Annotated in this window: 9 protein-coding genes; 2 read left to right on the top strand and 7 right to left on the bottom strand. The window is 46.9% G+C overall.

Annotation, left to right across the window (positions count from 1 at the left end; all coding sequences use genetic code 11):
* Nucleotides 1-279: 279 nt before the first annotated feature.
* The 6 genes from R7E78_RS13265 to R7E78_RS13240 all read right to left on the bottom strand — a co-directional run bounded on the left by R7E78_RS13265 (nucleotide 280) and on the right by R7E78_RS13240 (nucleotide 8,411).
* Entirely contained in the window at nucleotides 280-738 is a 459-nt protein-coding gene (locus R7E78_RS13265) for a hypothetical protein (protein WP_318057944.1), read from the bottom strand.
* Nucleotides 739-740: 2 nt separating this feature from the next.
* Entirely contained in the window at nucleotides 741-2,789 is a 2,049-nt protein-coding gene (locus R7E78_RS13260; protein WP_318057943.1) for a hypothetical protein, read from the bottom strand.
* Entirely contained in the window at nucleotides 2,789-4,528 is a 1,740-nt protein-coding gene (locus tag R7E78_RS13255; RefSeq protein WP_318057942.1) for a hypothetical protein, read from the bottom strand. The genes R7E78_RS13260 and R7E78_RS13255 overlap by 1 nt, the downstream gene beginning before the upstream one ends.
* The gene (locus tag R7E78_RS13250; protein ID WP_318057941.1) at nucleotides 4,521-5,858 is read right to left on the bottom strand and encodes a site-specific integrase; all 1,338 of its coding nucleotides are present in this window, start codon (nucleotides 5,856-5,858) and stop codon (nucleotides 4,521-4,523) included. Before R7E78_RS13250 ends, R7E78_RS13255 begins: the two co-directional genes overlap by 8 nt.
* A gap of 95 nt (nucleotides 5,859-5,953) precedes the next feature.
* On the bottom strand, nucleotides 5,954-7,312 hold the full coding sequence (gene gorA / locus R7E78_RS13245) for a glutathione-disulfide reductase (protein WP_138939668.1): 1,359 nt from the start codon (nucleotides 7,310-7,312) through the stop codon (nucleotides 5,954-5,956).
* Nucleotides 7,313-7,571: 259 nt separating this feature from the next.
* Nucleotides 7,572-8,411: a 23S rRNA (adenine(2030)-N(6))-methyltransferase RlmJ gene (locus tag R7E78_RS13240; RefSeq protein WP_005379158.1), complete on the bottom strand. Its 840-nt coding sequence runs from the start codon at nucleotides 8,409-8,411 to the stop codon at nucleotides 7,572-7,574.
* Nucleotides 8,412-8,810: 399 nt separating this feature from the next.
* Between R7E78_RS13240 and prlC the strand changes: the two genes are divergently transcribed.
* Complete coding sequence (gene prlC / locus R7E78_RS13235; RefSeq protein WP_176311223.1) at nucleotides 8,811-10,853, top strand: oligopeptidase A; 2,043 nt, start codon at nucleotides 8,811-8,813, stop codon at nucleotides 10,851-10,853.
* Between the two features lie 66 nt (nucleotides 10,854-10,919).
* On the opposite strand, the gene asnC is transcribed toward prlC, so the two are convergent.
* Entirely contained in the window at nucleotides 10,920-11,384 is a 465-nt protein-coding gene (gene asnC, locus R7E78_RS13230) for a transcriptional regulator AsnC (protein ID WP_005389595.1), read from the bottom strand.
* A gap of 113 nt (nucleotides 11,385-11,497) precedes the next feature.
* Between asnC and R7E78_RS13225 the strand changes: the two genes are divergently transcribed.
* Nucleotides 11,498-14,623, top strand: coding sequence for an EAL domain-containing protein (locus R7E78_RS13225; protein ID WP_262606839.1), 3,126 nt, complete (start codon nucleotides 11,498-11,500; stop codon nucleotides 14,621-14,623).
* Nucleotides 14,624-14,679 lie beyond the last annotated feature (56 nt).

The following is a 14,679-nucleotide window of genomic DNA, read 5'->3' as shown; positions in this document are numbered from 1 at the left end:
TCACTCCCTTTGGGAAAGCCTTTGTGGCCGATAGTGGTGCAGGTATAGGAGGTCGGAAAAAGCGAAAGCTACATTGTGATCTGTACCATTAAAACTGGGCACCGAATTAAGCGACTTTCCATACCTGTAGTTATTCATGAATCGCTAATTTAGAAAAGTCACTGGCAAACTTTTGTCCAAAAACGAGTTTGGAAGAGGTTGGTTGGGTGTGTTGCTTAGATCTCAGGTGTGATTAGCAGGTAAGCCCACTCAATTATCAGAGAGTGGGCTGCGGAGAAACTACTTAATTGGTACAACCGTACTCCTTTTTAGCTTGGCAAGCTTCTCCCGAAGCTCCGTATTCTCATATTCAAGTTCATCAATACGAGCCAGTGCCTTAACTAACTTATCATTCAGGTGATGCTGTGCTGCTGCAAATAGAGCTAGCTTCTCACGTTCAGCATCATACTTGGCTTTGAAATTTTCTTTGATGCGTTTCTGCTCTTTGAGCTTAGTGCGTACTGTCTGTATCTCAGGTTGAACCGTTTCACCGTTGCCTTCCGCTATATCAGCTTTGGTCTGTTTAACTTTTTTCACGAAATCAGGGTAGTAATAGCCGCTGCCGTTACCTAGATTAGCTTCTTCTTCAACGGCCCTGACGCTTAACTTCCTAGTCGTCGGTATACGCTTGGGCTTACCTTGTGCGATGCGTTGTAAGGCCGCCTCAAGGGCGAGAAGGGTGTTTTCACTCTTTCCCATGGTTAGACTCCCGTAACTCTTAATTCAGCTTCAAATGGCGTAAAATCCATATTAAAGTCTTCCATGACTTTTTCAGCAGCTCTTACTTGAGTGATATAGTGACTATGTTCACTCACTGAAAATGCTTCTCCTGATTCCATATAAGCAACTAAGCTACGGTGCTTTTTCTGCCACCACTTAGCCTGTTGTTCATCAATGATGCTACTGCCAGAGCCGCAATCTACGCAGAACTGCGGGGCAACTACGCCATCCATATCGCAGTTGTAGCCATTCTTACAGTAACTGTGCAATGAGCCATGCAGTGTTAACTTGCCGTCTTTTACAGCCCTGTAGATGACCTCCCAAGAGCTGTAGATACTCGGTACATCACCGCGCATTTTCATGATTGCTTTACCGTGAGTCCCCGCGAGCTTTTCGTCCGAATGCCACTGTTTAAAAATCTTGTTCGCTGTTGATTCGGCATTGATGTCACTGAGCATTGCTTTAACTTTTTCATCTACCATTAAGTCCCGATAGCTCGCTAGCTTTCCGCCATTGGTGTACCACTCAGTCATAGCTAAATACAGGTGCTTAAACTGCTGCTTTAGTGCGACTAAGGTGCCAAAACGGTTTTTAATGCAGTAAAACGCCAGAGTACGCCTGAACTGATGTGGAGTTAAAGGCCAAGGCTGACCAACTGCGACTGATTTTTCAATTCGCTTTAACGAACGCGGGTTAGACTCAAGGCACTCTTGATAATCTTCTTCGCTGACAACCATATTGAACTGTTGGCAAAAGCGCTGTAGGCGAGGGCTCCAGCCAGTTATTAATACTGGATTTTTAGAGCGATACATCTGATTAAGCCAAATGGAATCAGTATATTTGGAATCGGGGTATGTGACCTCTGAGCGCCAGCGCTTTGTCAGCGTGGACATCAGCTCAATAGCGAGTTTTGAGGATGCAGCAGTTACCCAAGTTTCGCGCTTTTCGCCCAGCTTAAAGGTATGCGATTGCAGCATGTGGTAATCGCGCCCATCAAAAGTGTCTTTGAAATAACTGTCAGGAGTGAGCTTATCTAGTTCGGAGTCTCGCATGCCACTGAACCCGCCACATACGATGTAGCTACTAGTAATCAGTTGCCCAAGGTAGCGTTTGAAATCGGTTCCGTTGCTTAACGTAACATGCGATAGTTTTTCGGCTAATGGTGCAATGATATCGAGAACGGAGTTGGGCTGATTTTCTTGAAGTGCCGACGCATATTTATGGTTATCAATTCCGCCATCAGCGTTCATAAACGTGTATATTTTGCCTTGAGCGACCTTTTCATCGAGAAAGCGTTTACCCTCAACATAATTATCTTGCAAGGCGTTCTCTGTGTGAGCTATTAAGGAGCGTAACGGGTGTGCTTCTTCGATAAGTTCAATCGCTTTACCGTAAATTGCATCACACAAGCGCTCAGGGATCACCAGCGTTTGTTGCTGTTGTAGGTCGCAGAGTTTTTTTGCTTCAATTGATACCTTAATCGGCGCGGTAAAGCCCAGCGCTAATTGATGCCATGGTGCAAACTCGCTTGCTTTGTTGATAGAAATAAAACACTGTTCGAGGGAGCTTTGTGAATATTCATTATCGACAAGGTGCGTGGTAAATGCCTGCCAGTGGCTCTGTTTTGATAGTGCTGTCAGAGAGGTGAGTTTGTTTAAAGCAAGGAAACGGTAGGCAACTTTTAGTTTTGCAACGCGGGTACGAACGCTTGAGAAGGAAGCGGCTTTGCGTTGTTTCGGACTTTTATTAAACAGCCATCCAAAGGTGAGCAGTTTTAGTTCCCGTTGTAGCATTGGTGCCTGTTCAAACTCGGTGAATGTGAGGTTGTTAGCTGCTTTTTTTCGGGAGAACGGCAAGCAGTTCCAGTCGCTGTCGCCGAAGGTGGCTGTAACCTTACCCGCTGCGTCTTTACAGACGATGACCGCATCCAGTTCAGCAAAGCGTTGCTCGTGATATAGCCTGACCACATCAGTATCTTGAATTTTTTGCGCTGCTGGAAAGTGGGCGTCATAAAGGTGATCGGTTTGCATTAGTTTGCTTCCTTAGCAACGCGAGGAATGAAGGGTAGGATGGAATCGGCTTCGTCCCACGCTGGGTGCAAGCCATCGTCATCAAGACGTGCCTCGGCTTGCTTGAGCACCTTGGCATGGAGGTTGGGTAGTATTTTCTGGTCGATGAAGGAAATATTTGCCTCGAAGTTGTTGCGGTAATGACGGGCATCCAGATGCAAGTACAGCGATTCTTCGATGCAGGCTTTAAACGAGAGCAGGCACCAGATATCTGCCACCGACTGAACAATGACCTGCTCTGGGCAGCCAAAGCACGCTAGCAAATCAGCGCAGGCTAAGCGCTCGCCTTCTTTGGCTAATCCGTGGCGTCGGGCTTGTTTGGTATATTTCTCCGACTTTTCACCAAACGGATTGTTACAGCTTGATCCGCTTGATGTTCGGCTGAGGCTAGGCAGTTTGATGCTGTTTTCTTGTTCAATTACCAGCACATCAATCGCCAGATTCTGCCTCGCCTGTGGGGTGCTCACCTTACTTTTGACCTGCTCCTCTCTTATCGCCATGGCATCTTGCATCATGCCATTGCTGGCTATTTTATTGCCTTCACTGTAATGCTTCTTGCGGGTGTTGGGTGTGTTGTTCAGCATGATGTCATTCGCCATGTCGCCCTGATGGAATGCGGTTAACTGGGCACCGGTTTCGCGAAAGCGGCTTATCATCGGGCGCAATCGACGGCCAGTTTGGTCAGTAAATGAAAAGTGCGCTTCCGTCCAGTCTGCAAAGCTACGGAGTGTTGCGGGCCTTAATGGCTGTACCTTATTGGCAATGACTGTTTGCAACAGGCGGGATTCACCAGTGTCAATCAGCATAGATGCGTCACGCAACTTATCGAAAAAGTCCAAGGCATATTTGGGAATATCCAATTCATGGCCACACATTTCCACCTGAATCGTTTTAAAAGCGCGGCGTTTAAAGGCTGGCATGCTGTACCAGACTTCTCCCAGTGTGGTTGAAGCATTGTCTGGTTGGTGGAGTTGCAATAAGTTTCCGGTATTGCTATGTGTGTAATAGGCTAGCAGGAACGTTCCTGCGCACATCATCTTACTAATTCCACCATACAAGGGGTATTGCTTACCCTGCCAGTGAAAGGTCATGGTGGGCACGTTTTTGTAGGCATCAAAATGCTTTTCAGGGCATGCAATAAATTGTTTGTGCGTCTGCTTAAAGACTTGTCGTAAAAATGGAAGTAGTTGGTTTAAATCGCTGCGGGTGTAGGCTTCGTAAGGTTCTGTATCGCTGGAATCTCTGACCACCACGTTCTCAAAGTAGTGATGCGACAAGTCAAGATATTTGATAAACAGGATACTCATATCTCCGCGTATCCGTGCGTAGGTCGAGCTTTTCATCAGACCTAACATTACTCGGTCATTATGGTGAGACATATAGCCTTCAATAGAGCATTGGGTGAATGCGTTGACACTCTGCTTATCGCACCATCTGAGATACAAGGATGCGGTAGAAAAGACGTTGTACAGGGTGAAATGACTGCCACCTTCTTCAATCTCTTTATCGAAACTTTGTTTTAACTGAAGAACAACGTCCTCTCGGTCAGCATCTTCAAATTGCCCGCCCTGTTGCAATAACTGCGTCGAGGGAAAGTGCTTGACCAGAAAACGGTTAAAGTCTGCTTTTTGAATACTATTTATGTTTAATTGGATACACAGCTCTGGCTGCCAACCGCTGAGATATTCCACCTTACTCATTGTCACCCGCCTGTTCGTTATGCAATGCGCTGTGCATTATGCTATCGAGGATGCCAAACTTGACCTTGAAAGCCTTTTTCCGTCTTAGAAAGCGTAAATACTTCCAGGTGGTCGATTCATTTTTATGTCCCATCCAAGCCATCAGCAGTTCCATGCATTCAAGGTCAAGGAGTCCAGCTTCAAGCAGGTCACTAAGGCGGTAAGTGCCATAGGTCGAGCGAAAATCGTGGAAACGGTGCATAAAAGTGGGGTGCAACTTTTTGATTACACTGCGTAACTCTGACCATCTTGCTTCGATGGATTTTGCGGTGACAGGATTACCTTGCTCACTGACAAACAGCGGCTCGTGGCGTTCACAGCGTTCCAGCGCATCAACGGCTTCCTGCTTCAGTCCCAATGCCACGTCAAATAAGTTATCCAGCTTGTTATTTAGCTTTGTCACACGCTGTAAGCGCCGCTCAGAGGTGCGATATTCATCTATCTGGGCTAATAGCTCGGCTGATATTTCAATGGTTCGTTGCTTGGCATATTTGGTTTGAACACCATTCAACAGCGGTGAAATCGTCAGTTCATAGCGGTGCTCACTTTCAGCAAGTGGTATGGCAGTCTTTAACGCATCCAGCGTGAGTGTCGCGACCTCGTTTATTCTTAGTCCGGTGTCAATGGAGAGCAGCACTTGCAGGCGCAGTTCCACGGACGCTTGAGGTAGATACGAGGTCAATATGTCCAGTGAATCTTGACTAAAGGGAGTGAGTGGCCTGATGTTTTTACTACTACTGTCCCTCGGGACTTTAATTCGTAGATCACTGGTCTGCACGGTGAATGTTGGAGATACGTGAGCCAGCATCCCTGTGCTTTGAACAGACACATATTCAATCTTAAACGGTGCTTCTTTTGCGCTTTTGACTACCAGGTAGCCCTCGTACATCAACCACTTATAGTAATTAACGATTTGGTTCATTCGAACGCTGGCGGTTGAGTGAGCTAATTCACCGTTTTTGATCTGCTTGAGCAGGTATGAGCGAAATAGGTAGGTTGGTTTTAACCGTTTAACAGGTGGAAAGTGATCCCATTGGAGGTTGTTCTCTTCTAAAAACTGATAAAATGCTTGTAGGGCTTGGGTGCAAGGTGATAGGTCTTTGGCTTGCTTAATGGCTTTCTGATAGAAGAGGTAGCTGTTGGCTTCGTGATTAAAGACTCCTTCCTTGGTGAATAAAGTGGGTAATGACCCAAAGTTGCCTTTCAGTGGAGAGCAGTGGAGCAAGCCATCGCTATCAGCAACCAACTCCGTTTCTTTAAAAACATCGTCTGAATGTATAAGAATCGACATAAATCCCCCTCAAAACCCACTGTCTATACACACAGTATAGACGGTGGGTTACTGTTTTCCAGAGTTATTTATGTGTGTAAGATGCTTTTCCTACACTAACCTGTCATGGTAACGAACTCTTCAGAGCCCGTTGGGTGGATAGCCACAACAGAGTCGAAGTCTGCTTTGGTTGCGCCCATCTTCATTGCTACGCCGAAGCCTTGGATCATTTCATCTACCGTGAAACCGATGCCGTGTAGGCCAACAACCGTTTCTTCTTCGCCCGCACATACAAGCTTCATCTTACATGGTTGACGGTGCTTAGTAACAGCGGTGTACATCGCAGTAAAGCCAGATGTGTAGACTTTGATGTTGTCTTTGCCGTACTTCTCTTCTGCTTCTTGCGTTGTAAGACCGATAGTGCCGATTGGTGGGTGGCTAAATACCACAGTTGGTACCAAATCGTAGTCCATCTTCGCGTTTGGTTTGTTGTTGAACAAACGCTCAGAAAGTTGACGACCCGCTTTCACTGCTACTGGCGTTAGCTCGATACCGCCTTCCATGATGTCACCCACACAGTAGATGCCTTTCACGTTGGTTTCTTGGTATTCGTCTACCTTGATGTAGCCTTTTTCGTTCGTTGCCACACCGGTTGACGCTAGGTTGATTGCATCAGTTGCTGGGTGACGACCGATTGCCCAAATCAGTTGGTCAACGTTTTGGCTTTCACCGTTTTCTAGGTGCAGAGTTAGGCTGCCATCGGCTTCTTTTACCACTTCTTTTGGTACAGAGTGGGTGTGCAGTTTTGGACCTTCTGCGTCCATCACTTCAACCAACGTATCGATGATCATTGGATCGAAGCTACGTAGTGGTGACTCTTTACGTACGAACAGGTGTGTTTCTGTACCTAGCGCGTGCAGTACGCCAGCAATTTCAACTGCGATGTAGCCTGCGCCCACAACCGCAACGCGTTTTGGTTGCTCTGCTAGGTCGAAGAAGCCGTTTGAATCGATGCCGTATTCAGCGCCTGGAATGTTTGGAATAGTAGGACGACCACCAACCGCGATCAGGATGTGATCTGCTGTGTAGTGTTCACCGTTTACTTCGACAGTTTTTTCGTCAACAAACTTAGCAAAGCCTTTAATCACGTTTACTTTATTGTTGCCAAGAACGCGATCGTAAGATTGGTGAATACGACCAATGTACGCCTGACGGCTCTCAACCAGTTTGCTCCAGTTGAAACCTTTGACGTCGACATCAAAACCGTAATCTTCTGCGTACAGGTTCATTGCTTCTGCGATTTGCGCGCCATGCCACATCACTTTTTTCGGTACACAACCTACGTTTACACAGGTACCGCCAAGGTCTTGAGCTTCGATTAGCGCAACTTTCGCGCCGTACATCGCCGCACGGTTTGCAGATGCGATGCCGCCACTGCCGCCACCGATACAGATATAGTCAAAATGAGTCGCCATTACTTTCTCCAAGAGCTTATAAATTTTATCTGGTACATAGATAGATTGGGATGACCTTGCCCGAACTCAATGCCACCGTTATCCCACTATCATAAATCGAATTCGACTAATTCCTAAATGGGAAAAAGCGACAATACTTATGACAAATAGCGATGAGAGGCACAAAAAGAAGAATAAGCACGATTGGAGGGAGAAGGTGAGAGCATAAAAAAGCGCAACGAGAATATCGTTGCGCTTGAAGATATCAGTACTGAAGTGCTTACTCTGGCACAATCCAGTCCACTTTCCAGTGGCCAGTTGCTGGTGCGATCGCGTCTTGCAGGAATGGCAGAATCTCTTTCATCTGGCTTTCCAGTTTCCATGGCGGGTTAATCACAATCATGCCGGATGCCGTCATGCCGCGCTCGTTGGTATCTGGTGCAACACCTAACTCGATTTGCAGAATTTTACGAATGCCCAGTGCTTCCAAGCCTTCGATCATATCTTCGATGTCGTGACGGTTTACCACTGGGTACCAAATCGCGTAGATACCGGTTGCCCAACGTTTATGGCTCTGATGAATCGCTCGCACCACATCGCGGTACTCTTTCGCGAGTTCGTATGGTGGGTCAATCAGCACCAAACCACGACGTTCTTGTGGCGGTAAGCTTGCTTTGAGGCGTTGGAATCCGTCTTCTTTGAAGATGCTCACTTGGCGATCACGATGGAATTCTTGCTCTAACAATGGGTGATCGGCCGGGTGCAACTCGGTCAGCACCATGCGATCTTGTGGGCGGATTTGCGCGCGCGCCACACGTGGTGAGCCTGGGTAGTAACGCAGCTTCTCGCCATTGTTGAGCACTTTAATGGCATCGATGTAGCTTTTGATGTCTTCGGGAATGCTTGGGTTATCCCAAATACGTGCGATGCCTTGTTTGTATTCGCCCGTTTTTTCAGACCATTCGTGAGTCAGATCGTAACGGCCCACACCCGAGTGGGTATCGTGATAAACGAATGGCTTATCTTTTTGTTTCAGCGCATCAAGAATGAGGCTTTGAACGATGTGTTTGACCACGTCGGCATGGTTGCCAGCGTGGAAGCTGTGGCGGTAACTTAACAAATTAAACTCTCGAAACACTCTTTGGTTGAGTGTGGTCTGTGATTTTCACTCTATGGCGGTATTATACTCAAGTAACTTAAAGATGTAGAACTTCCAATCAAATCTGTTCCTCTGATAAGGGGACGCTATTGAAATTTCTTTAAGTCACCCACACTTACTATTGGTAATCGAATTGAACTAGGTGAGTTTCTCGCACTCAAAAGGGTGTGAAATTTCATTTAGGTATAACAAGACTCAAGGACAGAGTAGCGCTGGTTGACTATATGATGGTCATCGCGGCATAGAGAAAGGGAACGGAGCTCCCCCAATCCATGTTGCTGGCTCGTCTGTACATTGAGTTGGCCTATCTACACAAAATAGACAGGCAATCACAGAGTCAAAACACAAAAGGAATTATTCATGTCTAATCCTCTTCTGACGTTTACGGACCTACCTCCGTTTTCTCAAATTAAACCAGAACACATCAAGCCTGCCGTTGAGCAAGCGATTGCTGACTGCCGAGCAAAAATCGATGAAGTTCTACAAGACAACGCTCATCCAACTTGGGACAGTGTGATTGCGCCAATTGAAGAAGCGGATGATCGCTTAAGCCGCATCTGGTCGCCAGTGGGTCACATGAACTCGGTAGTGAACAGCGAAGAGCTACGTGAAGCTTACGAAAGTTGCCTACCAATTTTGTCAGAGTACGGCACTTGGGTTGGTCAGCACAAAGGGTTGTACGAAGCGTACAAAACCATCAAAGCGAGCGAAGAATTTGCAACGTTAACTCGTGCCCAGCAGAAAACCATCACTGATGCACTGCGTGATTTCGAGTTATCAGGCATTGGTTTGCCATCCGATGAGCAGCACCGTTACGGCGAGATCAGCAAACGTATGTCTGAGCTGAGCTCTAAATTCTCTAACAATGTGCTGGATGCCACCATGGGTTGGACCAAGCACATCACAGACGAGAAAGACCTAGCAGGTATGCCAGAATCGGCGCTGGCAGCAGCGAAAGCTGCCGCAGAAGCAAAAGAGTTAGATGGTTACCTAATTACGCTAGATATCCCATCTTACCTACCTGTCATGACGTACTGCGATAACCAAGAGTTGCGTAAAGAAGTGTACGAAGCGTACGTGACGCGCGCTTCTGATCGAGGTCCAAACGCAGGCAAATGGGATAACTCAGAAATCATTACTGAGCAGCTAAAACTGCGCCATGAAATTTCACGTATGCTAGGTTTCAATACTTACAGTGAAAAGTCGTTAGCAACAAAGATGGCTGAAACGCCGGATCAAGTGCTGGGCTTCCTGAATGACCTAGCGACACGAGCGAAGCCGCAAGGTGAACGTGAAGTCGAAGAGTTACGTCAGTTTGCGAAAAGTGAGTTTGGTGTTGAAGAGCTGAACGTTTGGGATATCGCTTACTACAGCGAGAAACAAAAGCAGCACCTGTTCCAAATTTCGGATGAAGAACTGCGCCCATACTTCCCAGAGTCAAAAGTCGTGAGCGGTCTGTTTGAAGTGCTAAACCGCGTGTTTGGCATGACCGTTACTGAGCGCGAAGGCGTAGACACTTGGCATGAGTCCGTGCGCTTTTTCGATATCTTTGATGCTGAAGGCACACTCCGTGGCAGCTTCTACCTAGATCTCTACGCTCGTGAACACAAACGTGGCGGCGCGTGGATGGATGATTGTCGTGGTCGTCGCGTTACGCTATCTGGCGAGCTGCAAACGCCGGTTGCGTATCTAACGTGTAACTTCAACCGTCCAGTGGGCGACAAACCAGCACTGTTCACGCACGATGAAGTCGTGACGCTATTCCATGAATTTGGTCATGGAATCCACCACATGTTGACGCAAGTTGATACAGGTGCTGTTTCAGGTATTAATGGCGTGCCTTGGGATGCGGTTGAGCTACCAAGTCAGTTCCTAGAAAACTGGTGTTGGGAAGAGGACGCTCTGGCGTTCATTTCTGGTCACTATGAGACAGGTGAGCCGCTACCGAAAGCGATGCTAGACAAAATGCTCGCAGCGAAAAACTTCCAATCTGCGATGGGTATTTTGCGTCAGCTAGAATTCGGCTTGTTCGACTTCACGCTTCACACCGAATATGACCCTGAAGTGGGTGCGCGTGTACTGGAAACTCTGGCGAAAGTGAAAGAGAAAGTCGCGGTAGTTCCTGCGGTTGAGTGGGCGCGTTTCTCACACAGCTTCGGCCATATTTTTGCTGGTGGCTACAGTGCGGGTTACTACAGCTACCTGTGGGCTGAAGTGCTGTCGTCAGACGCGTATTCTCGCTTTGAAGAAGAAGGCATCTTCAACAAAGATACGGGTCTAAGCTTCCTGAACAACATCCTAGAAATGGGGGGCAGTGAAGAGCCAATGGAGCTGTTTAAGCGCTTCCGTGGCCGCGAGCCACAAATCGATGCACTGTTGCGCCATTCGGGTATTGCGGCGTAAATTGAGCAAAAAACATCAAGGCCAACCGAACGGTTGGCCTTTTTTGTACATTTTTTATAAAAAATTTTACGGATTTACGTTTCGGTTGATCGGGTTCTGCAACGATATCAATGTCTCCGTGGACTGAACCTCATCAATGGCTTGCAGCTTGTCGATCAGTACAAATTGCAGCTCTTCAATCGATTTGCACATCAATTTGACGAATATGTTATACGCGCCCGTGGTGTAGTAAGCTTCAACGACTTCGTCGAGCGCGTTGAGTTTTTCTAACGCGGAGTGGTAATCACGAGCTGCATTGAGGTTAATACCAATAAAGCAGCACACATCGTAGCCAAGCTTTTTAGTATTGATGATCACCTCCGTTCCTTCGATGATGTCCGCCGACTTCATCTTCTCGATACGCACATGGATAGTGGCAGGGCTGACATCGAACTGCTTTGCCATTTCTGCGTAGGGCGTTCTGGCGTCAGCCATCAGTGTTTTTAATATTGCGCGGTCAAGGTCGTCGAGTTTCGGCAGGCTCGCATTCATACTATGATTTCCGTTAGGGATAGAGTTTTACCTCCCTTTTATACTCATAGCGGATAGGATTCACAAGGTTTGGCAGGAGTAACTGCGGGTTAACTCCGAGCTATGGAGATAATGTGCAGCGTTTTCTGGTTATTGCCGCGCTATGTTGGAGCGCGTTTGCTACGGCCTCAGATCCGAAGGTGTTGGTCGTGCACTCCTATCATCAGGGTTTTTTCTGGACGGACTCCATACAGCGAGGCATCGAGCAACAGCTGGGCGATCGAGCGCTGGACATGCGTGTGCTCTATCTAGACTCGAAACGTAACCAGAGTGAGCAGTTTTTTGCACAACTAAAATCCTTATATCTTACGAAATTACGCAAAGAGCGATTCGATGCCATTTTAGTGAGCGATAACAATGCACTTGAACTCATGCAGCGTTTGGCCCCAATCATCAAAGACACCCCAGTTATATTTAACGGCATTAATAACTACCATCCTTCTTTACATCGTTCTCTGAATGCAACCGGAGTCATGGAAGATGTCGATTTGGAAGCGAATCTCGCTCTTATTGAGCGCTTACATCCGAACTACACACAAGTTCTCATCGTCAGTGACCACTCGGTGACCGGTGAGGTGTTGCGTTATCAAATCGACAATTTTGTCCTCAAGTTCCCGCAATATCGAGACAAAATCGTACAACTTGTCCCAGACAGCATCATCGATCTAAAACAACAAGTCGCAAAACTGAGTTCCGATAAAGTCGTCTTGTTCTGGACCTATTACCGAGATAAACAAGGTATGGTTGGCAGCGAGCGTGACTGGGTTGGTGTCAACAAAGTCTCAAACGCGCCGCTGTTTATGGTGCATGACATTGGTTTGGGTCATGGCGCAGTTGGAGGGGTTATTCAAAGTGGTTATCGGCATGGTATTGAGAGCGCAGAGATGCTTGAGTTCGTTTTGGATAACCCTGATCAGCCTCTGCCTGCCGTGAAAAAAAGTGATTCTGAAATAAAGCTCGATTACCAAGCGGTAGCGCGTTGGGGATTGGGGGCTGAACAAGAGGTTTCTGCGGTATTTTTTAATAAGCCAATGAAGCTTTCTGAACGTTTTGCCAAGGAAATTCGCCTGTTTGGTAGCCTGTTTGTGGTGATGTCGGTGGTCATTTTGCTGATGGGTTATTATTTACAGCGGATGCGTCGAAGTGAGAGCGCTGCGCGAGAAAGCCAGGCTATTCTAGAATCGATTTTCGATCAGAGCATGCAGTATATGGGCATTTTGGATGCCAACGGTGTGCTTAAATCGGGCAACGATCACCTTCAATCCTTACTTTATCACCAAGGACTGCGTTTAGACCGACCACTTTGGTTTCACCCCAACTGGAGTGAAAAAGCACAAGCGTTGCTTGAGGAGTATTTCCACGCGCCTCACCATCAAGTGTCGACGTTTGAAGCTGAAATTTGGAGTAAAGAACACGGCGCATTGGTGTTAGAAGTTTCGCTCAAGCCTTTTTCTCAGCAAGTAGGGAATCATAAGCAATACTTGTTTGAAGCGCGCGATATTACCAGTCGTAAATTGATGGAGGACAAGCTCTACCAACGTGAGTCAACCCTACGCAACTATTATGAGCAGCAGCCCGTGATGATGGTGACGCTTGATAGTAATAACCGAATTCAAGAAGTGAATCGATTTGCTCAACTACTTCTTGGCTACAAACCGATGGACATGCTCGGACATCGCCTGAGGGAGTTCTATTTTGATGACAAAGTGCTGTTCCCTCGCCAAGTGTTATTGCAACCCAACCAGCAAGTGCATGGTGTTTGGCGACGTGAAGTCGAGTATCGTCATGCAAATGGTCATCGTGTTTGGGTGCGCGAGAATATTCGTCCGCTGAGTGAATCTGAGCAACTGCTGATTGTGGGCGAAGATATTACCGAAACCAAACTGCTTTCCGAGAAATTGGAATACCAAGCTCGCTATGACTTACTGACGGGGACTTACAACAGAAACCACTTTGAACTAGAGCTTAAGACCGCACTGTGCGAAGTGGACAGCCATCGTCGAGTCCACGCCATGTTGTACCTCGACTTAGATCAACTAAAAGTCCTCAATGATACGGTTGGGCATGATGCAGGTGATGCGGCGATTCAATTCTGCGCAAGTATGCTGGAAGGCGTTCTGCCGTACAATTCCATCTTGGCTCGAATGGGAGGCGATGAGTTTGCGGTGTTACTCAAAGACTGTGACGAATATGGCGCCATCAATATTGCCAAACTGATCATCTCGACACTAAGCGAACACCTCTTTATTTGGGAAGACACACGCCTGTTCATCAGTTGCTCAATTGGTATCCGTATCATCGATCATACCGCTGATACGCCACAAATGGTGCACGCTCAAGCAGACTCTGCTTGTCACGCCGCTAAAGAGCAAGGCCGTAACCGCTATAATCTATTCAGCTTAGATAACGAAGAGTTGCAGCGTCGTCAGATGGAAATGCAGAGCGTCAATTTGGTGCATGAGGCATTGTCGAATCAACGTTTAGAACTGTTTGCTCAACCGATAAAAAGCTTACAAAAGCACGAGACTCAAATGTATTTTGAGATTTTGGTGCGTATTCGCAATGGGTACGGTGATTATGTTTCTCCTGCGCTGTTTATCCCTGCTTCCGAGCGTTACAACATTGCCCATTGGATTGATAAGCAGGTTATTACTCAAACACTAGAGTGGTTTGAACAGCGTCCTGAGGTGGTTGAACAGCTTGGTCGCTGTTCGATAAACCTTTCAGGTCAATCTATGGGGAATCAAGAGTTTATTGACTTCTTATTGGATCGATTGGAAAGTTCGACTCTGCCGTGTGAAAAAATCTGCTTAGAAATCACCGAGACAGCGGCGATGAGTAATCTGGATCAAGCCATTGAGCTGTTTACCAAGCTAAAGGCTTTGGGTTGCATGATTGCATTGGATGATTTCGGATCTGGATTATCTTCATTTGGTTACTTAAAGAAACTTCCTGTCGATATTGTGAAAATTGATGGTCTTTTCGTGCAAGATATCAACGTAAATGAAATGGACCGCGTGATGGTTCGTTCAATCAATGACTTGGCGAAACAGCTCGGTAAAGTGACGGTGGCGGAGTTTGTCGAAAATGACCAGGTTATGCAGCATTTGATAGACCTCGGTGTGGACTACGGCCAAGGCTACGGTATTGGCCATCCTAAGCCGCTTTCTGAGCTAGTGGAGCAACTGACGGTTGTATAACCTCTGCGTAGCAAGCTCAACCTAGCATTAATAGGTAACTTAGGTATACACTCAGC

It is taken from the genome of Vibrio sp. YT-19(2023), from assembly GCF_033337395.1.
The sequence above is the reverse complement of the archived record's forward strand: the minus strand, read 5'-3'. Positions and strand labels throughout refer to the sequence as shown.

Bases quoted from the DNA above. Each gene is read 5' to 3' on its own strand.
- R7E78_RS13265 (WP_318057944.1), bottom strand. From the start codon at position 738: ATGGGAAAGAGTGAAAACACCCTTCTCGCCCTTGAGGCGGCCTTACAA.
- R7E78_RS13260 (WP_318057943.1), bottom strand. From the start codon at position 2,789: ATGCAAACCGATCACCTTTATGACGCCCACTTTCCAGCAGCGCAAAAA.
- R7E78_RS13255 (WP_318057942.1), bottom strand. From the start codon at position 4,528: ATGAGTAAGGTGGAATATCTCAGCGGTTGGCAGCCAGAGCTGTGTATC.
- R7E78_RS13250 (WP_318057941.1), bottom strand. From the start codon at position 5,858: ATGTCGATTCTTATACATTCAGACGATGTTTTTAAAGAAACGGAGTTG.
- gorA (WP_138939668.1), bottom strand. From the start codon at position 7,312: ATGGCGACTCATTTTGACTATATCTGTATCGGTGGCGGCAGTGGCGGC.
- prlC (WP_176311223.1), top strand. From the start codon at position 8,811: ATGTCTAATCCTCTTCTGACGTTTACGGACCTACCTCCGTTTTCTCAA.
- asnC (WP_005389595.1), bottom strand. From the start codon at position 11,384: ATGAATGCGAGCCTGCCGAAACTCGACGACCTTGACCGCGCAATATTA.